Genomic DNA, 22,442 nt, shown 5'->3' with positions numbered 1-22,442 from the left:
CGAGAAGGTCATCATCTTCGCAACCGTGTCACGCGAGATGTTGAACACCCGCGCCGCTTCCCGCTGGCTCATGCCTTCCGCGCAAGCCTGGCGAACTCTCAGATATAGGTCCACGCTGTAAATCCTCACGCCCTCCCTGCCGCCGCAGAAAGGGAATAGGTGGACGACTTTTACGCCGCCCGCAGCAGCACCAAGCCACCGCTACCGTGGACGAATTTCTCACCGCCGTTCTCACCGAGCTTGCAACTGATGGGAGGTTGCCATGAAAGTCAGCGACTGCATGACGGCGGAAGTGAGAATCGCCAATCCTGAACAGACCATTCGCGAGATAGCGCAGATGATGGGGCAGATCGACGCCGGGGCGATGCCCGTGGGCGACGATGACCGGCTGGTCGGCATGATCACGGATCGCGATATCGTAATCCGCGGCGTCGCGATGGGGAAAGGGCCTGACACAAAGGTGCGCGAGGTCATGAGCTCGGAGGTCAGATATTGCTTCGAGGATGAAGAAGTCGAGCAAGTCCTGGAGAATATGGGAGACTTGCAGGTGCGGCGCCTGCCCGTTCTCAATCGTGACAAGCGGCTGGTCGGGATCATCTCTCTGGGCGACCTCGCGAGGAACGGCGAGGTGGCGGAAGCCGGCGAGGCTTTGAGCGACATCTCGGAGCCGGGCGGCGAGCATTCGCAAACCGCGCAATAGCACACATTCAGGGCGGACCCTTGCGGCCTTGGCCTCCTGTCGGTCAGCGACCCTCCCGCAAGCTCCCGGCGAGTGGCCCCGCAATGCAGGCGCAGGCTGGCCCCCTGCTTGCCTCCAAGGCCAAAGTCGGCCTTGCACCGGCCGGTCGCAGCCGGATGGCAATCAGCCGGTCGCTCACAGGTGCAAGCCAGGGGAACAGCCAAGGAGACCTCGCGGCCGGGGGCCAGCCGCTGTTCAGCCCCCGAAGCCGTAGAGGATCGCGACGCCGCCGAGAAAGACCGCAAGCATCGCGGCCGAATCGTAACCCATGCCGAGGACGGTCTTGTCTCTCCGTTCCAGCAGGCCGAGCAGCAGGATGCCTGTCATGACGATCGCCAGCAGGCTGGCGACGATCTCGAACCGCCCTACCTGATTCAACACCGGCCCGCCGACATAAAGGACATCGGTGAGAAAGACGAGAAGCAGGTTGAAGACATTGGAGCCCAGGATGTCGCCGACCGCCATTTCATGGCGCTTCATGCGCAGCGCGGCGGTGATGGTGCTCAGCTCCGGCAGCGAGGTCGAGATGCCGACCAGCAGGAATCCCACGAAGCTGGCGCCGAGGCCGGTCTGCTCGGCCAGCGCGTCCCCGGTCAGGGAAAGAAACAGGCCGGCGAGAAGGATGACCCCCGCCAGGGCCGTCAGCTTGAGACAGAGAGGCCCGAGGCTTTCCTGGCGATGCTTGTCGCGATCCGGCCCACCGTCGTCCCCGGATTCGTCGCCCGGTTTTTCGGTCTGGTCCTGGACGGTCCAGACCTTGCGATGCTCGTAGCGGGCGGACATCCACAACGCCCCCAGGCAGAGCAGGAAAAGCGCCGACGACCAAAGGCCGACCCCGAAGACCAGGACGTCGCCGACGGCCATGGCCAGGGCCGTGAAGGCCAGAAGAACGATGCCCATCGTTCCCTGGAACAGCATCGCGGGCTTGGCGATGAAGGAGGTCAGCGCCTCGCGGCCGGTCAGCGGATCGACGGCGGCAAGCAGAAAGAGATTGATCGACTCGCTGCCGAGAAGGTTGTTGAGCGCCAGCAGCGGGCTTCCGGTGAAGGCGGCAGTCGAGACGGTCGATATCTCTGTCAGCGAGACGATGCCGCCAAGCAGAAGCATTCCCGCAAAGCCCTTTCCCATTCCGGTCCGGTCGGCCAGGCGATCGACCAGCCGGACCATGCGGGTTCCGGCGATCCAGACGATCGCGGCCGCCGCGGCAAACAGCGTGACATTGAACCAGACGGAGCGGCCGCTGAAATCGAGCAGTTCAGACAATTGCCCGGTCCCAACCGCCGTAATGCTCGTCGCTGCGCGCGCCGCGCGGCAGGCTCAGCCCGATCAAGGCGATGCCCATCGCGATCTCGGCAGCGGTCGCGGCGCCCGACCCGCCGCCCAGCAGGAACGGCGAGGCGCAGATCCAGGCGCCGAGCGCAACATTGAGGAAACGCACCGCGCGCACCACTTCGGCCATGGCCGTGACAGCCACCATGACGACGAGGCAGCCGACGACATGGTCGCTGAAATAGAGCGGAGGCTGCGTTCCGAAGATCAGGGGCGTCGCCATCAGCACGACGCCGAGCGCCGCGCTGGCGGCGAGCGTCCAGGGGAAGGTCACGCCGCCGAACACGAAATCCTTCAGGAACGCGCCTGCGGAACGGTTCAGATCGGGCTCGGGCGTCTGGTTCTCGGACAGCGCCGGGCCCCCCTTCCAGAAAGTGCGCCAGAACGGCTCGCCCGCCCGCTTGGCACGCCAGAGATACTGGGCTGTCGCCAGCACCTCGTCGACCGAGTAGGGAATGAGGACGACCGTGACGGCCGCCTGGATGATGCAGAGCGTGCAAAGCGCGCCGATCAGCGGCGGCTGGATGATGATGAAGGACACGCTGACCACGCCGAGCGGGATGATCAGCAGGCCGAACAGGAAGACTATCCACGGCATGGTGCGCCAGCGGCGCCGGTCGCCGATGGCCCCGGCCAGGATGTCGACGGCGTAGGCGAAGGCGCCGAGCCCGGCGTCGGCGATGGGAAATCCTTTCGACACCCAGGAGGTCACGACCGCCTCGCTGCCGTTGCGGGCCGAGGTCTCTGCCGGGCCGAAGAACGGATCCCACAGCCCGTCTATATGGCCCATCTGGTAGGCGGCGAGATAGCGGGAGACGAAAAGCCCGACCAAGGCCAGCACCACGATAGGAATGCGCTGCGTGAAGGATGAGGGCGAATAGCTCCAGCCCAGCGGCCGGTCATCATCGGCCGCCAGCGCCCGGCGGCTGATGCCGGGCGTCGGCGGAATCATCACCGCGAAGGCCACCACCAGCATGCCGACCAGCGTGTCGAGACCATAGGCGGCCGCGCTGGTGGTCCAGAACACCAGCGGCGCGAACATCACCCATAGCCCGACGGCGGCGGTGGCCCATTGCANCCAGCGGCGGCGGCGCGCCATGCCCGCCAGCGCCAGAACCGCGATGAGCAGGCCGGACAGGATTTCGCTGATGCCGAGCCGCATGTTCCGGACCTGCGGTTCGGCGATCTCGTGGCCGAGCGCGGGCGGCAACGTCGCCGAGACCGGATCGAAGAGCCCGAGCGTCATCGGCGCGGCCATCAGCCACAGGCCCAGCGCCGCATTCGCCATCGGCGCCCAGAGTGTCCAGAAGCGATGCCGCTCGACGGCCTCCTCGACCTGATCAAGGCTGCGCTCGAGCGGCTGCCGAAGGCGTTCCTTGGCCTGATCCAGTTCCGGCTGCGACGCGGCGACCGCGGACGGGTCGAGCTTGTTCTTTTCATACCAGTCGGTGGGGTCCTGCTTGAGCCTGCGGATCATCTCGGGCAGCGTTCCGGTCAGGCTGTGCCTGGGCGCCCATCCAAGCAGCGAGCGGGCGCGCGAGATGTCGATCTCGTAGTGATCGTCGGAGTTTTCGATCATCCACGGCTTGATGTCGGTTTCCTCGTCCAGAACCTCGGTCTGGACCCAGGCGCCGGCCTTGGTCATGCCCTTGGGCAGGCTGAGCGTGCGCCACTCCTCGTTATGGATCAGCCGGCCTATGCGCTTCTGCATCTCCTCGTAGGACGGCGTCTCCTCCTCGCCGATCAGCATGACCGTTTCTTCGGGAAGCGCGGCGCGACGATCCACGGTGCGCATGATCGCGTCGACCAGGTCGTCCTTGTGAAGATAGGGCTGGCCCGCAGTCAGATCGCCGGTGAAAAGATAGGCCGTCGGCAACCGCTCGAAGATGCGGGCGATCTGCTGGGCGACGAAAGCGGCCCGGCAGTCCTCGTCGTAGACGCCCGCGAGCCGCAGGATCACCGTCCTGACGTCGCCGCGCTCGCGGGCGATCAGCTCTTCGGTATCGGCCTTCGACTGGGGATAGGCCCAGGGCGGATCCAGCGGGGAATCCTCGTCGATGCGCACGCCCTTGCCGGGGCTCGGCGCATGCACCAGCAGGGTGCTGGAAAAGACGAACTGCTCGGCGCCCACCGCCTTCAGCGCCTGAAGCAGCCGGCGCGTGCCCTGCACCGTCACGGCGTCGTATTTGGGATTGTCCTCGCCGGTCGTGTCGTAATAGGCGGCCAGATGGATGACCGAGGCGATGGGCCCGCCGGCTTTGCTGGCCGCCTGCCGCACGGCGCCCTCGACGCTTTCGTCCGAGGTGAGGTCGATCTCGACCGTCTCCACGCCCTGGATCGGGTGCTTCGGTTGCGCGACGTCAAGGCCGATGATGCGATAGCGGTCGCGCAGGCCCCTGGCGATGGCCTCTCCCAGAAACCCCGAGCTTCCGGTGATCAGGACCGTCGGGCGGTTCGATTCGTCATTTGGCATCGTCATCCTCCCGAAAAGGACGCTCAGCGCAACGCATCCCCCGAGCTGGCTTGTTCCAGCGCCCATGTCAGCAGGCGCCTGCAGATCATCTCCCGAAAGCCGTTCGCCCTGCCAAGCTGCATCCGGGCGAGTTCTTCCCTGCGATCCGTGCGCCGTGCGCCTGCGGCCATCGCCGAGAGGGCGGCCGAGGCCGTCCCCCGCCGCGTGGCGGTCCTCTCCTTCAGGAACGAAAGCGCCGGGAGCAGTTTTCGTTCCCCGGGCGTGAAATCCGTTCCGAAGGGGAACGNCCCGCCGCCGCCGCGGTTGCGCGCCTCGCGCAGGCGGCCGGGACCCGCGTCCGGGCCGTTCGGGCAGCCGCCAGGCGCGTTCGATCTTTCCTGCATCGCGTGCCTGCCGCCTCGCCGCGCGTTCTGGCGGCTGCACAGCCATTATTCCGCGGCCTCGTGCAGCTTCTTGCCCCGACGATGCTGACTCGCCAGCGGCGAGATGTCCTCCATCGCAAAGCCATCGACGGCAATCACGCGCGCGGTCGCAGCCTCGGCGGCCCGGATATGGGCAAGCTCGTCGTCGCTGATCAGGCCGCGGCGGTGCGCCTGTTCGGGATCGCGGAGCTTTGCCTCGCGCATCTTCTTCTCGATCGGGGCGCTGGCGGCGACCAGGTGGAAGGCTTCCTCCAGATCCCGGACCGGATGACCGTCCCGGCCTTCGCCCAGATAGAGGTTCGGCGTCAGCCGCTCGCGTTGGGCCGTCGGCTCCAGCAGGATCGCGGCCACCTGATCGGCCAGCCTGTCGGGCGGATGGGCACGAGGAACGCCCAAGGGGAATGCGAGAAAGCGCACGAGCCACGCCGCCCAGCGTGCAGGCAGGTTGGCCAGCACGCCGTCGAAGGCGGCGGCGATGCGGTCGGTCCCCGTCAGCATGACGTAATCGACGATCGGCAGGTCCTCCTCCTGCCGGCCCTCGTCCTCGTATCGCTTCAGCACCGCGCCGAGCAGGTAAAGCTCGGCCAGGATGTCGCCCATGCGCGCCGACAGCATCTCCTTGCGCTTGAGCGCCCCGCCCAGCGTCAGCAGCGCCATGTCGGAAAGCAGCGCGAAAGCGGCGGACAGTCGGGACAGCCGGCGCCAATGATGCGGCAGCGCGGCACCGTCGGGCGCAGGTGCGATGCGGCCGCCGGTCCAGCCCCGCCCCCAGGTGCGGAAGACGGTGCGGAGGGCATGGCCCGCATGGGCCCAGAAGCTGCGGTCGAAGGCGTCGAGGCCGGCGGCCTTGTCGGCCTCCGACAGCGCCGTCATCTCGTCGAGCATGTAGGGATGCGACCGGATCGCGCCCTGGCCGAAGATCATCAGGTTGCGGGTCAGGATATTCGCCCCCTCGACGGTGATGCCGATCGGCACCGAGCGGTGCTGCCCGCCGAGATAGTTCCTCGGCCCGTCGATGATCGTCTTGCCGCCATGGATATCCATGGCCTTCTCGACCGATTGCCGCATGCGCTCGGTCGCGTGATATTTCATGATCGCCGAGATCACGGAGGGCCGATGGCCTTCATCAAGCGCCGCGACCGTCAGACGGCGCGCGGCGTCGATCAGGTAGGCATTGGCGGCAAGGTCGGCAAGATGTTCGCGCACGCCCTCGAAATCGCCGATGGGAAGGTTGAACTGCCGCCGGATGCGGGCATAGGCGCCGGTGACGCGCGCGCATATCGCCGCCGATCCCGCCGATTGCGACGGCAGCGAGATGCCGCGGCCGGCGGCAAGCGCCGTCATCAGCATCTTCCACCCCTGGCCGATCTGCTTCCTGCCGCCAAGGATCCAGTCCAGCGGAATGAAGACGTCCTTGCCGTGAAGCGGCCCGTTCTGGAAATGCGTGAACTGGGGCATATGGCGTTCGCCGTGGCTGACGCCCGGCGTCGCGGTCGGGATCAGCGCCACGGTAATGCCGCGCTCCACCCCCTCGCCCAGCAGGTTGTCGGGGTCCCGAAGCTTGAAGGCGAGACCCATCACCGTCGCCACCGGGCCGAGCGTGATATAGCGCTTGTGGAAGTCGAGCCTGATGCCCAGCGTCCGCTCGCCGTCGATATCCCCATGCTCGACGACGCCGGTATCCGTCATCGCCGCCGCGTCGGAGCCCGCATCCTCGGACGTAAGGCCGAAACAGGGGATTTCGCGGCCGTCGGCCAGCCGCGGGAGCCAGTAATCCTTCTGCTCCTCGGTGCCGAAATGCAAAAGCAACTCGCCGGGGCCGAGCGAGTTCGGCACCATGACGGTGAAGCCGGCCACCACGCTTGCGGTGGACACCGTTCGAACCACCTCGGAATGCATCGCGTTCGAAAAGCCAAGCCCGCCATATTTCTCGGGGATGATCATCCCGAAGAATTTCTGCTCGCGCATGAAGCGCCAGACCTCGGGCGGCAAGTCGCGATCCTGCCAGGCGATCTTCCAGTCGTCGACCATCGCGCAGAGTTCGCGCACGGGCCCGTCCATGAAGGCCTGTTCGCGCTCTGTCAGCCTCGCCGGAGGCATCGCCAGAAGCGCCTTCCAGTCCGGATTGCCCGAAAACAGCGCGCCGTCCCACCAGACGGTGCCGGCATCGATCGCTTCGCGTTCCGTCTCCGAAATGGGCGGCATGGCGGCGCTGGCCCATCGGAAGACAGGCTTGGTCAGGTAATCCTTTCGAAGCTTGCGTAAACCCATGATGCGCTCGGATGCCTTTCCGGGTAATGCGCCTTCGTTCGGATTGGTTCCTTGAGCGTCGTCACAGCTTGGTGTGCCGTCCCGGATGTCAGGCCCAGGACCTGCGGGCCTGCGATGATCGGGGTCGAAGGGTCGGCGCCTGGCGCGGGCCGCCTGCGGATCCGGCTCGAATGCGGTTGCAACTGCCGCAAAGGCGAAATCTCGCCCCCTTTGTCCGGCCGCCTCTTGCGGCGACCTCGGGGGCTGGGCGCGGATCGCTCTTCCCTGCCTAGCCGCAGGTCGTCAGGCCCAGAACCGGAAACAGCGTTAGCAGGATGGCCAGGAAACCGATCCAGCCGCCCGCGCGGGCGATCCTGCCGCCTGCGTCCCCGGCTTTCGGCATCCGCCAGAGGATCAGCGCCCCGCCCATGAGCGATGCCAACCACAGCGAGATCAGGGCGAAGCGGTGCAGGTCGCCAACCGGGGCGGGACGGGCGGGCCAGTCCAGCGCACAGCCCAGCCCGTGAACGGCATAGATCGCCGAAAATGCCGCCGCCCAGAGCATCGGACCCAGCAAGGCGCGCAGGGGCCAGGTCATGACAGCACCTCCTGCGCGGCAACCAGGCCCGTCAGGACGGCGGTGGTCGCCAGGGTGTAGTCCTGCCAGATGCGCCAGACGGGCCAGGCGGAAACCCGGCCCGGCGCGATCCGGCCGTCCCGGCGCTGCACGAGGCACAGCAAGGCAAGCATCAGCGCGATCCCGACATGAAGCACGACATAGCCCAGCCCCGCCGCCCGCAGAGCATCCCGGGCATGGCGGGTCGGATCGTCCAGCCCGGCCGCAAGCAGCCCGGCGGCAGCCAGCGCCGCCCCCAGAGCCAACAGGGCAGCTGACGCCCCCCGCGCCAGCGACAGCCGCGCCAGGGCCGAGGCGGCGAGCAGCGACAGAAGCAGCAGCCCCGCCGGGATCGCCGCCCGCGCCGTGCCCGGGCCGCTTTCCGGCGCGGGCCAGTTCGGCGCGATCACCGACAGGAACCCCACCGCGAAAAGAAAGCAGGCAAACAGCGTGCCGTTGGCGATCAGAAGGCAGACCAGCCCGGTCCGGGCCAGACCGTCCTCTACCGCCCAGTTCGGCGGCAGGCGCAGTCCGGGAGAGACCTCGACCGGGCCGGCGTCGCGGCGGCAGCCCATGAACCCCTGCCACTGCCAGGCGGTCAGCGCGATGGCGGCCAGCGCGACCGCGGCGGGACGGTAGAAGCCAAACAGCATCAGCAGCACGAAGCCCCCGATCACCGCCGCCGTGACCACCGGCAGGAGGGTGTTCCCCGGCAGCACCGCCACATGTCGCGGCGCGCCGCCCAGGGCCTCGACCACCAGCGTTTCGCGGCGGTCCCGCGGCGCGCCGGGCAACATCCCTTCGCCGCGCGCCAGGTCCAGCGCGGTCTGCCCGGGCAAGGGCAGCGAGGCGATGTTGTAGCTGGGCGCCGGCATCGGCATGGCCCATTCCAGCGTGCCCGCTTCCCAGGGATCGCGGCGCGCGCGCGACCCGAAAACGACCTGAAGCAGCAGGTCCAGCAGGAACAGGGCAAAGCCCATTGCCATGACGAAGCCGAACAGCGAGCTGACGAGGTTGGGAAGGATCCATTCGGGATTGTCGGGATAGGCGTCGATCCGGCGCGGCATGCCCAGAAGGCCGGTCAGGTGCATGATCAGGAAGGTGCCGTGAAAGCCGATCAGGATCAGCCAGAAGGCGGCCTCGCCCACCCCCTTCACCCGCGCGCAGCCGCTGAACAGCGGCAGCCAGTAGACCGCGGCCGCCATCATCGGAAAGACGAAGCCGCCGATCAGCACGTAATGCAGATGCGCGGTGACGAAGGCCGTATCATGCGCCTGCCAGTTGAAGGGCACGATGGCCAGCATCACCCCGGTCAGCCCGCCCATGACGAAGGTCGAGAAGAAGCCCATCAGGTGCAGCATCGGCAGCCGCATCTGCGGCCGCCCCTGCCACATCGTCCCGATCCAGGCGAAGATCTGCACCGCGGTCGGCACCGCGACCAGCGCCGATGCGGCCGAGAAGAAGGCCAGCGCCATATGCGGGATGCCCACGGCGAACATGTGATGCACCCACAGGCCGAAGGACAGGAACACCAGCCCCAGGACGGCCGCGACGATGGCGCCGTAGCCCATGATCCGCGTGCGGCACATCACCGGCAGGATCGTGGAAATCGCCCCCGCCGCCGGCAGGAAGATGATATAGACCTCGGGATGGCCGAACAGCCAGAACAGGTGCTGCCACAGCAGCGGATCGCCGCCGCGCGCCACGTCGAAGAACGGCCAGCCGAAGGCGCGCTCGATCTCCAGCAGCACCGAGCCGAGGATCAGCGGCGGAAAGCCCACCAGCATCATCGCCGCCGTGCCCAGCATGTACCAGGCCATCAGCGGCATGTCGGTCAGCCGCATGCCCGGCGCGCGCATCCGCAGGACCGTCACGATGATCTCGACCGCCGCCGCCACCGCCGAGACTTCGACGAAGGTGATGCCCAGGAGCCAGACATCGGCATTGATGCCGGGGCTGTAGGTCTTCGACGACAGCGGCGTATACATGAACCAGCCGCCATCCGGCGCCACCCTGGCCAGCAGCGCCAGCAGGATGATCGCGCCCCCGAAGAGATAGCACCACCAGCCAAAGGCCGACAGGCGCGGAAAGGCCAGGTCGCGCGCGCCCAGCATCTTGGGCAGCAGATACATCCCCAGCCCCTCCAGCATGGGAATGGCAAAGAGGAACATCATGATGCTGCCATGCATGGTGAATATCTGGTTGTAATGCGCGGTATCGAGGAACGCGCCCCCCGGCGTCGCAAGCTGGGTGCGGATCAGCATCGCCAGCATCCCGGCGACGGCGAAGAACACGAAGGCGGCGATCATGAACCGCAACCCCAGCTCGCTGTGGTTCACCGAAGACAGGAAGCCCCGCAACCCCGGCGGCCGGCCCCAGACCCGGTCCAGCTCGCGATGAAGGCGCAGCGCGTTCTGCGGCGGATTGGGGCGCGGCGGGATCATTCGGACTCCTCCGCGGTCAGATCGGGCGGATCGTCCGGCGGCCAGACCAGCACCTCGAAGCGCATCCCGGCATAGCCGGTCCCGGAAAACTCGGCCGAAGTGCCGTGATAGAGGCCCGGCGCATCCGCCTGGATCCGCAGCAGGTTGTCCCGTCCGGGCAGCGCATCCATCTTGCCGGCAAGGCGCGGCACCCAGAAGCTGTGGATCACGTCCTCGGACCGGATCACCACATCGACCGGACGCCCGGCGGGGATATGCAGCTGGCCGCGCGTTTCGACCATGCGCCCGTCAGGCCCCGGCTGGCGGAAGCGCCAGTCCCATTGCCGGGCGATGGCCTCGACCCGGATCGCCTCGGGGTCCGGCCGGGCCTGCAGCCTTTCGCCCACCCAGATGCCGGCGCCCACCACCGCCGCCAGCACCGCCAGCGAAAAACCCAGCCCCATGCCGTGGATCCAGAAGCTTTCGCCGGGCCGAGGATGCGGCGGCGCGGCGAAACCGCGCCAGACAAGCGCCAGCACCATCAGCGTGATCAGCACCGCCCCGGCCAGCATCGCCCACCACAGAACCGCGATCTGCGCCGCCGCCGGCCCGGCGGGCGCAAGGCTGGACAAGGGGCCCTCGCAACCCGCCAGAAAAGGAACCATCAGCGCCGCCGCCGGTTGCGGCACAGGGGATGCGGGCGCCGCCCGGTCCCGGCAGGCAGCAGGGAAGGTCCGGGCATGGCGAGACGCAGGCGGCCCCGCCGCAGGTTCAGGGATCCGATTCACGAACACCGCAGCTTCCACCTGACGGAATCCCGCATCGCCATCGCCGGGCATCCGATCCATGCCATGCTGGTGACCTTTCCGATCGCGCTGTGCATCTGCACGCTGGGCGCCGATGCGCTCTATTGGTGGACGGGCGACCCGTTCTGGCCCCGGACCGCGCTCTGGGCGTCGGGCGTGGGTTTCCTCATGGGGCTGCTTGCCGGGCTCGCGGGCACGGCCGAGCTGCTGCTGGTGCCCGGCATCCGCATCCGCGCGGCAAGCTGGACCCATTTCGTCCTGGCGGTCATGCTGCTCTCGGTTCTGGGCGCCAACTGGGCGATCCGGCTGGACGATCCGGTCGCGGCGGTCCTGCCCTGGGGCGTGCTGACCTCGCTTCTCGCTGCGGGCATGACCGGCATGACCGGCTGGCACGGGGGCAAGCTGGTCTTCGATTACGGGCTGGGCACGCAGGGAGGACCGGAACAGGATCATGGGGCCGCTCCGCGGGGAACGAGGAACTGATCCGGGATCAGGGCCGTCAGCGCCGAAAGGTCGGGCTTGGTCAGAACCAGCGCCAGCACCACGCCGATCAGCGGCAGCGCCAGCGCCAGCCCGACCAGCGGATGGGCCGGCCGCGCGCGGCCCGGCTGCTCGCCCGAGCGCTGGATCAGATGGCCAAGCCAGACATGGACCAGCACCATGGCCGCGACGAAGGCCAGCTTCGCCAGAAGCCAGGGCTCGAAGACCCGGGCAAGGAAGACCAGCGCGGTTCCCGCCGCGATGGCGATCAGCGCGGCGGGCGTGGCGAAGGCGATGTAGCTGACATCGGTCACCAGGCGGAACCGCGCGAACTGCCGCTGGTCGCGCATCCCGCCATGGGCATGCATCAGCAGGGGAAGCGCGATCAGCGCCGCGCACCAGCAGGCAAGCCCGACGAAATGGATGAATTTCACCGCCGCGATCATGCCGCCGCGCCCAGCCGCCAGACCCGCCGCAGCATCAGCGCCGCGACCAGCGCCAGCGGCACCAGACCCGGCACCCACATGACCAGCCCCGCCGCCTGCTGATCGGCAAGGGCCTCCACCCCCCAAGCCCAGCTGCCGGCGAGATGCTGGGGATAGAGAACGCGGTCCGAAAAGGCCAGCACCGCGCCGATCAGCCCCATCGTCCCGGCCAGCGCCCCCACCAGCAAGGCATGGACAAGCAGAGCCTCGGCGCTTCGGTCTCCGGGAAGGAACACCGCGGACCAGAAGGCCCAGGCCGGAACGAACAGCGCGGCCTGCATCAGCCAGTAGAGGGCCGCGCTGTTCCACGCCGCCGAATAGGCGGCCGGCACATGCCAGATGACCAGGGCGAGGCCCGTGACGGCAAAACCTGCCGCGGCCGGAACCCGGCGAAACGGCAGGCCGGCGGCAAGCGCAGGCGCGGCCAGCCCGACCAGCAGCAGGTGATGAACCGCCCGCGCGGAGAAAAGCGCCGTGGTCAGGGCGCAGAGCGGCGAAACGAAGGCGAGAACCAGACCCGTCCAGCCGGCTAGGAAAAGAGTCCTTGCCTCCGCGTGCCGCAGCCCCCAGACCAGCGACAACAACAATGCCGCGATCAGGACCGGATCGAGGTTCCAGCTGCTCCAGAGCCCTCCGGGTTCGGGCGTGGGCCCGCAATAGGAGGTGCCGATTTGCGCCTGCTCGCTGTCCATGGGCGCCCTCCTCGCGGCGATCTCTGTCCGGTTGCGGTGAAGCATCTGTCCAGTGACAACCGGCAAAGGGGGCTGCGGTTTCATCCGCCCCGCATGCGCATCAGCCGGATCGGCCCTCGGCCTCCTCGCGCTTCCGCGGCCGTCAGCTCCGGTCGCGGCGGCGCATGAGGTATACATCAGGCCGGCGGCCCGATCGCACCGGCCCTTGCCCGACAGCTTCCCGGCCCGGCCGCAGCGGGCGTCACGCCGCGATCACTCCCGCGATCAGCGTGACCGAGACTGCCGCCAGCCAGGCCGAGGCCAGGCGCTGCACCACGCGCAGCCGGCCGAGACCGCGATCCCCGATCCGGGTCAGCGTCCCCGCCGAACCCCAGAGCAGCGCCGCCGCGACCACCATGGCGCAGAACAGTGCCAGCCTTGGCGCAAAGCCCGGATCCGCGGGCGCCGGCAGCAGCACCAGGCCGAAGATCAGCGCCTTGGGGTTCAGCACCGTGGTCAGCCAGACCCGCCGCGCCGTCACCTCGTCGCCCGCGCCATCCTCGCCGCCTCGCCCCCACAGGCGGACGGCCAGCAGCATGACCCAGAGCGCCGCCACGAGCTTCAGCCCCACCGCCGCCGCCGGCCAGCGTTCCAGCAGCCCGGCGCCGAGCCAGGCCAGCGGCAGGATGGCGGCCAGATAGCCCAGCAGCTCTGCCGGCATCAGGCGCAGCACGGCGCGCAGCCCCTTCTGCGCCCCGGCAAGGCCCATCAGCGTATTCGTCGGCCCGGGCGCGATCAGCAGCGCCAGGACGGCGGAAAGGAAGGCCATGACGCTCATCGCGCGAATCCCCGGCAGGTCTGTCCAGCCCCGGCGGTTTACGCCGGATCGGCCGGCCCTGAAATTGACATGGATCATCGGCGCGCGGCTTTTCCGGCGGGGCGGGGGTGCTGGACAGCCGGTCCGCCGGCAAGCTAGACACGGGATCGGGGGAACGCATCCCGGGCAGGCGCAGGACGGGAACCGCAACCGATGTCGAACCAGGGCCGGAAACTGGAACAGGCAGCCAAGGCGGCATGGCTTTCCTATGTCGCGGGCAAGACCCAGGACGAGATCGCCGGCATCATGGGCGTCTCGCGCCAGACCGCGCAGCGCCTGGTCGCGCAGGCCATGGCCGAGGGCATCGTCAAGATCCGCATCGACCATCCCTTCGCCCATTGCATGGACCTTGCCGTCGAATTGCAGCGGAAATACGGGCTGGAATTCTGCCAGATCGCGCCCTCGGACGCGCCCGAGGTCGGGGTGGCGCTGATGCTGGCCGATGTGATCGAGCAATGGCTGCGGCGGCCCGATCCGATGACCATGGCGATCGGCACCGGCCGCACGCTGCGCAGCGCCATCGCGCAATTGCCGCATATCGACTGCCCGCAGCACCGCATCGTCTCGCTGACCGGCAATATCGCGCCGGACGGCTCGACCGCCTATTACAACGTGCTGTTCACGCTCTCCGACCTGGTCAGCGCCCGCAGCTTTCCCCTGCCCCTGCCCGTCATCGCCCCCAGCATGCGCGAGCGGCAGGCGGTCAACAGCCAGCCCAGCATCGAGCGGCTGATCCGCATGTCGGCCGAGGCGGCGGTGGCCTTCGTCGGCATCGGCACGCTGGGCGAAGGCGCGCCGCTGATGCTGGACGGGTTCCTGTCCCAGCCCGATCTGGACGCGCTGGTCGCGGCCGGCGCGGTGGGCGAGATCACCGGCTGGGCCTATGACGCCCGGGGCGCGCTGGTGGCGGGGCTCAGCAACGACCGGGTGGCCTCGGCCCCGATCCCGCCGCGCGAGACGACGCTGGTAATCGGCGCCGCCCATGGCGCGGAAAAGGTGCCGGCGATCCGCGGCGCGCTGCAGGGCGGGCTGATCAGCGGGCTGATCACCGATGCCGCGACCGGCGCGGCGCTGCTAGAGGGCTGACATCGCGGCGATTTCGGCGCGCTGCTCTTGCATGCGCAGGAAGATGCGCCAGTCCCGCTCGCGCCGCGCCCGGGCCTGCGGATCGGGGCGGGTGATCTCGACCGGTCTTGCGAAACGGGCGCGCGCCGCGCGGATCCCGCCCATGAGCGGCGCGGCGGCGGCGATGGCGGTGCCGCGCAGCACCGCGTCCTCGGGCTGCCAGTGGATCTCGGCCCCGGTCGCATCGGCATAAAGCTGGCGCAGCAGGGCCGAGCGCGCCTGCCCGCCGGCCATGGCCAGCGCCGCGGGCGCCAACCCCATATGCGCGATGACCTGCCGCGTTCCCAGCGCGATGCCCACCGCCGCGCGCCAGTAAAGCGCATCCAGCGCCTGCGCGCTGCGTTCCAGCGTCAGGCCGTGGATCGCGCCGCGCATCAGCGGATCGGCGAAGGGCGTGCGGCTGCCCTTGATGTCGGGCAGGACATGCAGGCCGGGCTCCGGCTCGGGATCGGCGGCGATGCGGGCCAGGATCGCGTCGTGGCTGACCGGCTGCGGATAGAGCCCGCGCACCCGCTCCAGCAGCGCGCCGGTCGCGGACTGGCCGCCTTCGCTGACGCTTTCGCCGGGCAGGATGGCGCCGGGATAGGGCCCCCAAAGCGCGGGGCGCGGCGCCAGCCCGGTCGCCATCACGCAGTTCGAGGTGCCGGCGATCAGCGCCGGCATGTCCGGCGCCGCGCCGAGCGCCCCGGCAAAGGCGTCGATCAGCCCGGCAGCGACCAGCGTCTGGGGCTCCAGCCCCAGCTCGGCCGCGCCCTGCAAGGAAAGCGGGCCGATGCGCGCGCCGGGCGGCAGGACCGGCCCCGGGCGCGGGAAATCGGCGATCCCGGCCTGTTCCAGCAGGTCCGCCTGCCAGCCGCCGCGATCCGGCAGCCAGGGCCATTTCGCCGCCGTCGCGCAAAGCGAGCGCGCCTCGATGCCGGTGGCGCGAAAGGCCAGCTGGTCGCAAAGGTCGCGCACCCCGGCCAGAACCGCCCAGACCTCGGGCCGATGGCGCTTGAGCCACATCAGCTTCGGCGTCTGCATCTCGGGCGAGACCGAGCCGCCGGCCCGCGCGACGATCTCATGCGGGATGCGGCTGAGTTCGCCCGCCTCGGCCACGGCGCGATGGTCGTGCCAGGCGATCACGTCCGGGGCAAAGCCCGGCGCCTCGACCGCCAGCGAGCAGGTGGCATCGAAGGCCAGCGCCCCGACCTGCGCGGGGCTGGCGCCGGCCTGACGCCGCGCCTCGGCCAGGGCCTCGGCCACGGCCCGCCAGATCTCGGCGAAATCGTGCATGGCCTGCCGGTCGGGCCCCGCGATGGTGGCGAAACCCCGGCTTGCGCGGGCGATCAGCCGGCCGTCGAGGGTGAAAAGCCCCGCTCGCGCCCGGGCCGAGCCCACATCCACGGCCCCGATCAGCACGCCGATTCCCCTTCCCTAGCCCAGCTCGGCCAAAGTCTTGGGCAAATCCCGGGCGTGGTCAATCAGCGCGTCGGGGGCCAGCGCCGCCAGCTTTTCGGCCAGCCGGGCGGGTGCGGCATGGCTGCCGCCCAGAAAGCCGATCACCCGCATGCCTGCCGCGCGGGCGGCGCGCAGGCCGGCCGGGCTGTCCTCGATCACCACGCAATCGGCCGGTGCGATGCCCAGATGCCGGGCGGCGAACAGGAACAGGTCGGGCTCGGGCTTGCCGCGCGCCACCTGTGTCGCGGAATAGACATGCGGCCCGAAGAGCGGCGCCAGCCCGGTCAGCGACAGGGACAGCCGCAGCCGGTCCGGCGCGCTGGATGAGGCCACGGCGCGCGGCCCGGAAAGCCCCGCGACCGCCTCGGCCATGCCCGGCACCGGGCGCAGCTCGCGGCGAAAGCGCAGGGCCAGCGCCTCGGCATAGCCGGGCAGCGCCGGGCCCAGATCGACGCCCTGCCCCCGCGCCGCCTCGACGATGGTCGAGAAGGAGCGGCCCAGGAATTCGTCATAGATGCGGGCGCGGGTGATCGGCGCGCCCAGCCTTTGCAGCAGCGCCTCGATCTCGACTGCGGCGAGGGGCTCGGAATCGACCAGCACCCCGTCGCAATCGAAGATCAGCCCGCGCACCACCGCCTAGCCCTTGAGATAGGCGTCGAGCGTCGCGCGCGTGCCCCTGTCCCACAGCATGGCCAGCCAGCGCGCGAAGGGTTCGGCAAAGCGCGGATCGCGGCCGGTCGCGCCATAGATCTCGGCCATGTCCAGCCAGGCCGAGGGATCGGACTTCGCCGCCTGCGCCACCTGCGTCAGGTGGTCCCAGTTCGGATCGTTCGGCTCGATGGCCGCGCCGCTGTCCGTAGTTCCGGCGCAATAGCGGCACCACAGCGCCGATTCCAGCGCCAGCCCGTCCACGGGCAGGTCGCGCTCCAGCCGGTGGGCGATGGTCGGCACGATGAACTTCGGCTGCCGGTTCGAACCGTCGAGGCAAAGCCTGCGCACCGTATCGCCGATCTTGGGATTGGCGCAGCGTTCGGCCACCTTGGCGAAATAGGCGCCAAGGTCGGTGCCGGGCACCGGCGGCACGGCGGGGATGATCTCGTCCGCCTCGACCTTTTCCAGGAAGGCGCGGACCTGAGCGTCGGCCATCGCCTCATGCACGAAATGGATGTCCAGCATCCCGGCCGGATAGGCGATCACCGCATGGCCGCCGTTGAGGATGCGGATCTTCATCAGTTCCCAGGGCGTCACGTCGGCGACGAATTCGACGCCGGCCTTCTCAAGCGGCGGGCGGCCGGCGGGGAAGTTATCTTCGAGCACCCATTGGATGAAATCCTCGCAGAAGACCGGGGCGTCGTCGGCGATGCCGAAATCCTCGCGCACCATGCGGCGTTCGCGGTCGCTGGTGGCGGGGGTGATGCGGTCCACCATGGCGTTCGGGAAGGCGACATGCGCCGTGATCCACCGGGCCAGTTCCGGGTCCGAGAGCCGCGCGGTTTCGGCCACCGCCTCGCAGGTGATCTTGCCGTTATGCGGGATGTTGTCGCAGCACATGACGGTGAAGGGCGCATGGCCCGCCGCCCGCCGCGCCTTCAGCCCCGCGACGATCAGCCCGAACACGGTCCGCGGCGCGTCGGGATTTTGCGCATCCGCCGCGATGGCGGGATGGGCCGGGTCGAAATGCCCGGTGGCGGCATCGATGAAATAGCCGCCCTCGGTGATGGTCAGCGCCACGATGCGGATCGCCGGATCGGCCAGCGCGGCGATGACCCGCGCGGGATCGCCCGGCGCGATATAGTCCACGATCGGCCCCAGAACGCGGGCATCCGAGCGTTCGGCCGATTGCTCGACCAGCGTGTAAAGATAGTCCTGCGCCGCCAGCGTGTCGCGCATCCGCACGTCCCCCGGCATGACGCCGGCGCCGATGATGGCGAAGTCCTGCGCCAGCCCCATGTTCATCAGCCGGTCCAGATAGGCGGCCTGATGGGCGCGGAAGAAATTCCCGACGCCGAAATGCAGGATGCCGGGGCGCAGGGCGGCGCGGTCATAGCCCGGCACCGGCTGGCCGAGGCGGTCTAGGGTCTGGTTGGAAAGCCTGTCCATCCGAATTCATCCCGGTTCTGTCATGCAGGAACGAAGCCGCGGGCGCGGCCCCGATAGGGGCGGCGCGCTTACAGCGCCAGCCCCTGCTGGTCGAAGCGATAGACCCGGCCGTCCTGCGGGGTCAGCCAGATGCGGTCGCCGTGATCCACCGGGAACTCGCCCGCCGCCCGCGCGACGATGGGGGTGCCGCCGTCCAGCTCGATATGCAGGAAGGTGTCCGAGCCCAGATGCTCGGCCACGCCCACGGTGCCGGCGAACTGGCCGCCGGTGGTGGACATGGTGAAATGCTCGGGGCGCACGCCGATGGCATGAGCCCCCATGGCGGCGGCGGCCTCGCCCTCGATGAAATTCATGTTCGGGCTGCCGATGAAGCCCGCCACGAAGCGGTTCGCGGGCTGGCGGTAAAGTTCGAGCGGCGAACCCACCTGCTCGACCCGGCCGGCGCGCAGCACGACGATCTTGTCGGCCATGGTCATCGCCTCGACCTGGTCATGGGTGACATAGATCATCGTCGTCGCCAGCTTCTTGTGCAGCTCGGAAATCTCGACCCGCATGTTCACCCGCAAGGCCGCGTCGAGGTTCGACAAGGGCTCGTCGAACAGAAAGGCCGAGGGCTCGCGCACGATGGCGCGGCCGATGGCAACGCGCTGGCGCTGGCCACCGGACAGCTGGCCCGGACGGCGGTCCAGATAGTCGGTCAGGTTCAGGATTCCGGCCGCGTGCTGGACGCGCCGCTCCTGCTCGTCCGCCGCCATGCCCGCCATCTTCAGCGGAAAGGCGATGTTCTTCCTGACCGACATATGCGGGTAAAGCGCATAGGACTGGAACACCATGGCCAGCTTGCGCTTGGCCGGCGCCGCCTGGGTCACGTCCTGCCCGTCGATGACGATCCGGCCCGAGGTCACATCCTCAAGCCCGGCGATCAGCCGCAGAAGCGTGGACTTGCCGCAGCCCGAAGGGCCGACGAAGACCACGAATTCGCCGTCGCTGATCTCCAGATCGACGCCCGGAATGACCTCGACCTCGCCGAAGGTCTTGCGGACCTGTTGAAGCGTGATGCTACCCATCATTCCCCCCTTTTCATTTCACCGCGCCGAAGGTCAGGCCGCGCACGAGTTGCTTCTGGCTGAACCAGCCCAGGATCAGGATCGGGGCGATGGCCATGGTGCTCGCCGCCGAGAGTTTCGCGTAGAAGAGCCCCTCGGGGCTGGAATAGCTGGCGATGAAGGTCGTCAGCGGCGCCGCCTTGGAGGTGGTCAGGTTCAGCGTCCAGAACGCCTCGTTCCAGGCCAGGATCACGTTCAGAAGCAGCGTCGAGGCGATGCCGGGCACCGCCATCGGCGTCAGCACGTGCAGGATCTCGTTCCTGAGGCTGGCGCCGTCCATCCGCGCGGCTTCCAGGATTTCCGAAGGAATCTCGCGGAAATAGGTGTAGAGCATCCAGGTGATGATCGGCAGGTTGATCAGCATCAGGACGACGGTGATCCCTGCGCGGGTGTCCAGAAGCCCCCAGCCGCGGAACAGCAGATACATCGGGATCAGCACCCCGGCCGCCGGCATCATCTTGGTGGACAGCATCCACATCAGCAGGTCCTTGGTGCGCTTGGCCGGCTGGAAGGCCATCGACCAGGCGGCCGGAATGGCGATCAGCAGGCCAAGAAGCGTCGAGCCGACCGAGATGATGACCGAGTTCATGAAATGCCGGAAATAGGGCGAGCGCGACTGCACCTCGGCATAGTTCTGGGTCGTCCAGTCGAAGAACAGGAACTTCGGCGGGCTGGCGATGGCGTCGGCCTCGGACTTGAAGCTGGTCAGGATCGTCCACAGGATCGGGAAGAAGATCAGGAACGCCACGCCCCAGGCCAGGATGGTGAAGCCCCAGCGGCGGGTATCGGAAGTCTTGCGGGCCATGGTTCTTACTCCAGCGTCTTGCCGATCATCCGCATCAGGAAGATCGCGACGATGTTGGCAAGGATGACGGCGATGATGCCCCCGGCGGATGCGCCGCCCACGTCGAACTGCAGCAGCGCCTGCGAAAAGACCAGATAGGTCAGGTTGGTGGACTGGTAGCCCGGCCCGCCATTGGTGGTGACCAGGATCTCGGCAAAGACCGAAAGCAGGAAGATGGTCTCGATCAGGATCACCACGGTGATGGCGCGCGACAGGTGCGGCAGGATCAGGTGGGTGAACTTGGCCCAGGTCCCGGCGCCGTCCATCTCGGCCGCCTCCATCTGCTCGCTGTCGAGCGATTGCAGCGCGGTCAGCAGGATCAGCGTGGCGAAGGGCAGCCATTGCCAGGCGACGATCAGGATGATCGACATCAGCGGATATTGCGCCAGGAAATCGATGGGCTGCGCGCCCACCGCCTTGGCGAGCCAGGCGAAAAGCCCGTTCACCGGGTTCATGAACATGTTCTTCCACACCAGCGCCGAGACGGTCGGCATGATGAAGAAGGGCGCGATCACCAGGATGCGCACGATGCCCTGCCCGAACATCGGCTGGTCCAGCAGCAAGGCCAGCAGGATGCCGCCGCCCACGGTGATGACCAGCACGCCCCCGACCAGCAGCAGCGTGTTCTGCATCGCGGTCCAGAAGGCGGGATCGGACAGGAAATACTGGTAATTGGCCCAGCCGATGAAGCGTTCCATGCCGGGCGAGAGCAGGTTGTAGCTCTGGAAGCTGAACCACAGCGTCATGGCCAGCGGCACGATCATCCAGCCCAGAAGCAGCAGGACCGAGGGCGCGACCATCAGGCGCGCGAGTGTTTTCTGATGTCTGGTAGCCATCGGCGCGCCTCCCACGCGAGCGATGAAGGTTCGGGTTGGGTGGCAGGGGCCGGGCTTGCCGCCCCCTGCCCCGGCTCAGGTCCGGGTTGACTCAGCAACGCCTGTCACTTGGGATAGCCGGCCCGGGCCATTTCGCGCTCGGCGATCTGCTGGGCCATCTGCAGGGCCTGATCGACGCTGGCCTGCCCCGCCAGAGCGGCCGAGAATTGCTGGCCGACCGCGGTGCCAAGCGCCTGGAACTCGGGGATGCCCACCCATTGCGTGCCGATATAGGGCACTTCCACGGTGGTCGGGTTCGCGAGATCGGCCGACATGATGCTGTCGAGCGTCGGCTTGGCGAAGGGCGCGGCCTGCTGGTATTCCGGATTCTCGTAAAGCGAGGTCCGGGTGCCCGGCGGCACGTTCGCCCAGCCCTCTTCCGCCGCGACCTGCTCGGTATAGGCTTTCGAGGTCGCCCAGGCGACGAACTTCTTGGCCGCATCCGGCGCATCGGTCGAGGACGGGATCGCCAGCGTCCAGGCCCAGAGCCACATCTGCGGCTTCTCGCCCTCGGGCGCCAGCGCATAGCCGACCTTGTCGGCCACGGTCGAATCCTTGGGGTTCGACACGAAGCTTGCCGCCACGGTGGCGTCGATCCACATGCCGCATTTGCCGGTCTGGAACAGCGCCAGGTTCTCGTTGAAGCCGTTCGACGAGGCGCCGGGCGGGCCGGCCTCGTTCATGATGGTGACGTAATCGGTCAGCGCCTTCTTCCAGGCCTCGCCCGAGAATTGCGGCTTCCAGTCCATGTCGAACCAGGGCGCGCCGTAGCTTGCGCCCATCGAGGTCAGGAAGGCCATGTTCTCGCCCCAGCCGGCCTTGCCGCGCAGGCAGATGCCATAGACCTCGGCGGATTTGTCGGTCATCTTGCGCGCCGCGTCATAGACGAAATCCCAGGTCGGGCGCTCGGGCATTTCCAGCCCGGCCTTTTCCATCAGGTCGGTGCGATACATGATCATCGCGGATTCGCCGTAGAAGGGCGCGGCATAAAGCTTGCCGTCCAGCGACAGCCCCTCGGCGATGGGCGGCAGGATGTCGGCGGCGTCGTAATCCTCGCCCATGTCCTCGAGCGGCGTCAGCCAGCCCTGCTTGGCCCAGATCGGCACCTCGTAATTGCCGACCGTCACGATGTCGTATTGCCCGCCCTTGGTGGCGATGTCGGTGGTGACGCGCTGGCGCAGCACGTTCTCCTCCAGCGTGACCCATTCCAGCTGAATGTCCGGGTTCGCATCGGTGAACGGCTTGGTCATCTTCTGCATGCGGATCATGTCGCCGTTGTTCACGGTGGCGATGGTCAGCGTCTCGGCCAAGGCGGGCGCCGCCAGCGCCGTCATGGCGCAAGCCCCCATCAGGCCGCGCAGCATCATGCTCATTCGATTGT

20 protein-coding genes are annotated in these 22,442 nt (G+C 68.3%); 3 read left to right on the top strand and 17 right to left on the bottom strand.

Going from position 1 to position 22,442, the window contains the following annotated elements; genetic code table 11:
- Nucleotides 1–114: helix-turn-helix domain-containing protein (locus PARJ55_RS23275; RefSeq protein WP_156929442.1), on the bottom strand; the 114-nt coding region annotated here is incomplete at its 3' end.
- Nucleotides 115–262: 148 nt separating this feature from the next.
- Between PARJ55_RS23275 and PARJ55_RS0107460 the strand changes: the two genes are divergently transcribed.
- On the top strand, nucleotides 263–700 hold the full coding sequence (locus tag PARJ55_RS0107460) for a CBS domain-containing protein (protein WP_028712468.1): 438 nt from the start codon (nucleotides 263–265) through the stop codon (nucleotides 698–700).
- Nucleotides 701–934: 234 nt separating this feature from the next.
- Here the strand turns inward: PARJ55_RS0107460 and PARJ55_RS0107455 are convergent, their stop codons facing one another.
- The 6 genes from PARJ55_RS0107455 to PARJ55_RS0107425 form a co-directional block, all read right to left on the bottom strand.
- On the bottom strand, nucleotides 935–2,002 hold the full coding sequence (locus PARJ55_RS0107455) for a sodium:calcium antiporter (RefSeq protein ID WP_198019325.1): 1,068 nt from the start codon (nucleotides 2,000–2,002) through the stop codon (nucleotides 935–937).
- A complete protein-coding gene (locus PARJ55_RS0107450) occupies nucleotides 1,995–4,541 on the bottom strand; it encodes an NAD-dependent epimerase/dehydratase family protein (RefSeq protein ID WP_028712466.1) in 2,547 nt (848 codons plus the stop codon). The genes PARJ55_RS0107455 and PARJ55_RS0107450 overlap by 8 nt, the downstream gene beginning before the upstream one ends.
- Nucleotides 4,542–4,969: 428 nt before the next feature.
- The gene (locus tag PARJ55_RS0107440; RefSeq protein WP_028712464.1) at nucleotides 4,970–7,234 is read right to left on the bottom strand and encodes an acyl-CoA dehydrogenase; all 2,265 of its coding nucleotides are present in this window, start codon (nucleotides 7,232–7,234) and stop codon (nucleotides 4,970–4,972) included.
- Between the two features lie 268 nt (nucleotides 7,235–7,502).
- Nucleotides 7,503–7,811 carry a hypothetical protein gene (locus PARJ55_RS0107435; protein WP_028712463.1) on the bottom strand — a complete coding sequence of 103 codons (309 nt, stop codon included), beginning with the start codon at nucleotides 7,809–7,811 and terminating at the stop codon, nucleotides 7,503–7,505.
- Nucleotides 7,808–10,273 (bottom strand): cytochrome c oxidase subunit I, encoded by a 2,466-nt coding sequence (ctaD, locus tag PARJ55_RS0107430; RefSeq protein ID WP_028712462.1) that lies wholly within the window; start codon nucleotides 10,271–10,273, stop codon nucleotides 7,808–7,810. The genes PARJ55_RS0107435 and ctaD overlap by 4 nt, the downstream gene beginning before the upstream one ends.
- Complete coding sequence (locus PARJ55_RS0107425) at nucleotides 10,270–10,917, bottom strand: cytochrome c oxidase subunit II (protein WP_036698012.1); 648 nt, start codon at nucleotides 10,915–10,917, stop codon at nucleotides 10,270–10,272. Before PARJ55_RS0107425 ends, ctaD begins: the two co-directional genes overlap by 4 nt.
- A gap of 75 nt (nucleotides 10,918–10,992) precedes the next feature.
- On the opposite strand from PARJ55_RS0107425, the gene PARJ55_RS21580 reads away from it, so the two are divergent.
- On the top strand, nucleotides 10,993–11,541 hold the full coding sequence (locus tag PARJ55_RS21580) for a DUF2231 domain-containing protein (protein ID WP_051416181.1): 549 nt from the start codon (nucleotides 10,993–10,995) through the stop codon (nucleotides 11,539–11,541).
- Here PARJ55_RS21580 and PARJ55_RS0107415 read toward each other — a convergent pair.
- The 3 genes from PARJ55_RS0107415 to PARJ55_RS0107405 all read right to left on the bottom strand — a co-directional run bounded on the left by PARJ55_RS0107415 (nucleotide 11,508) and on the right by PARJ55_RS0107405 (nucleotide 13,532).
- Entirely contained in the window at nucleotides 11,508–11,972 is a 465-nt protein-coding gene (locus PARJ55_RS0107415) for a CopD family protein (protein ID WP_232215676.1), read from the bottom strand. The genes PARJ55_RS21580 and PARJ55_RS0107415 overlap by 34 nt on opposite strands.
- 8 nt (nucleotides 11,973–11,980) lie before the next feature.
- Nucleotides 11,981–12,715 carry a cytochrome c oxidase assembly protein gene (locus tag PARJ55_RS0107410; RefSeq protein WP_028712459.1) on the bottom strand — a complete coding sequence of 245 codons (735 nt, stop codon included), beginning with the start codon at nucleotides 12,713–12,715 and terminating at the stop codon, nucleotides 11,981–11,983.
- A gap of 241 nt (nucleotides 12,716–12,956) precedes the next feature.
- On the bottom strand, nucleotides 12,957–13,532 hold the full coding sequence (locus PARJ55_RS0107405) for a LysE family translocator (protein ID WP_028712458.1): 576 nt from the start codon (nucleotides 13,530–13,532) through the stop codon (nucleotides 12,957–12,959).
- Between the two features lie 192 nt (nucleotides 13,533–13,724).
- On the opposite strand from PARJ55_RS0107405, the gene PARJ55_RS0107400 reads away from it, so the two are divergent.
- Nucleotides 13,725–14,657: a sugar-binding transcriptional regulator gene (locus PARJ55_RS0107400; RefSeq protein ID WP_028712457.1), complete on the top strand. Its 933-nt coding sequence runs from the start codon at nucleotides 13,725–13,727 to the stop codon at nucleotides 14,655–14,657.
- Here PARJ55_RS0107400 and PARJ55_RS0107395 read toward each other — a convergent pair.
- The 7 genes from PARJ55_RS0107395 to PARJ55_RS0107365 form a co-directional block, all read right to left on the bottom strand.
- Nucleotides 14,646–16,097: an FGGY-family carbohydrate kinase gene (locus tag PARJ55_RS0107395; RefSeq protein WP_028712456.1), complete on the bottom strand. Its 1,452-nt coding sequence runs from the start codon at nucleotides 16,095–16,097 to the stop codon at nucleotides 14,646–14,648. The genes PARJ55_RS0107400 and PARJ55_RS0107395 overlap by 12 nt on opposite strands.
- A gap of 15 nt (nucleotides 16,098–16,112) precedes the next feature.
- Nucleotides 16,113–16,769, bottom strand: a complete 657-nt coding sequence (locus PARJ55_RS0107390; RefSeq protein WP_028712455.1) for an HAD-IA family hydrolase — start codon at nucleotides 16,767–16,769, stop codon at nucleotides 16,113–16,115.
- 3 nt (nucleotides 16,770–16,772) lie between these two features.
- The gene (locus PARJ55_RS0107385; RefSeq protein ID WP_028712454.1) at nucleotides 16,773–18,236 is read right to left on the bottom strand and encodes a mannitol dehydrogenase family protein; all 1,464 of its coding nucleotides are present in this window, start codon (nucleotides 18,234–18,236) and stop codon (nucleotides 16,773–16,775) included.
- Between the two features lie 68 nt (nucleotides 18,237–18,304).
- Nucleotides 18,305–19,303 (bottom strand): ABC transporter ATP-binding protein, encoded by a 999-nt coding sequence (locus tag PARJ55_RS0107380; RefSeq protein ID WP_028712453.1) that lies wholly within the window; start codon nucleotides 19,301–19,303, stop codon nucleotides 18,305–18,307.
- A gap of 13 nt (nucleotides 19,304–19,316) precedes the next feature.
- Nucleotides 19,317–20,147 (bottom strand): carbohydrate ABC transporter permease, encoded by an 831-nt coding sequence (locus tag PARJ55_RS0107375; protein ID WP_028712452.1) that lies wholly within the window; start codon nucleotides 20,145–20,147, stop codon nucleotides 19,317–19,319.
- Nucleotides 20,148–20,152: 5 nt separating this feature from the next.
- Nucleotides 20,153–21,022, bottom strand: coding sequence for a carbohydrate ABC transporter permease (locus PARJ55_RS0107370; RefSeq protein WP_028712451.1), 870 nt, complete (start codon nucleotides 21,020–21,022; stop codon nucleotides 20,153–20,155).
- A gap of 104 nt (nucleotides 21,023–21,126) precedes the next feature.
- Nucleotides 21,127–22,434 carry a sugar ABC transporter substrate-binding protein gene (locus PARJ55_RS0107365; RefSeq protein WP_028712450.1) on the bottom strand — a complete coding sequence of 436 codons (1,308 nt, stop codon included), beginning with the start codon at nucleotides 22,432–22,434 and terminating at the stop codon, nucleotides 21,127–21,129.
- Between the last annotated feature and the right edge of the window lie 8 nt (nucleotides 22,435–22,442).

The organism is Paracoccus sp. J55 (assembly GCF_000513975.1).
In the GTDB taxonomy this organism is placed as follows: Bacteria; Pseudomonadota; Alphaproteobacteria; order Rhodobacterales; family Rhodobacteraceae; genus Paracoccus.
This window is presented reverse-complemented; position numbering and strand designations above follow the sequence as displayed.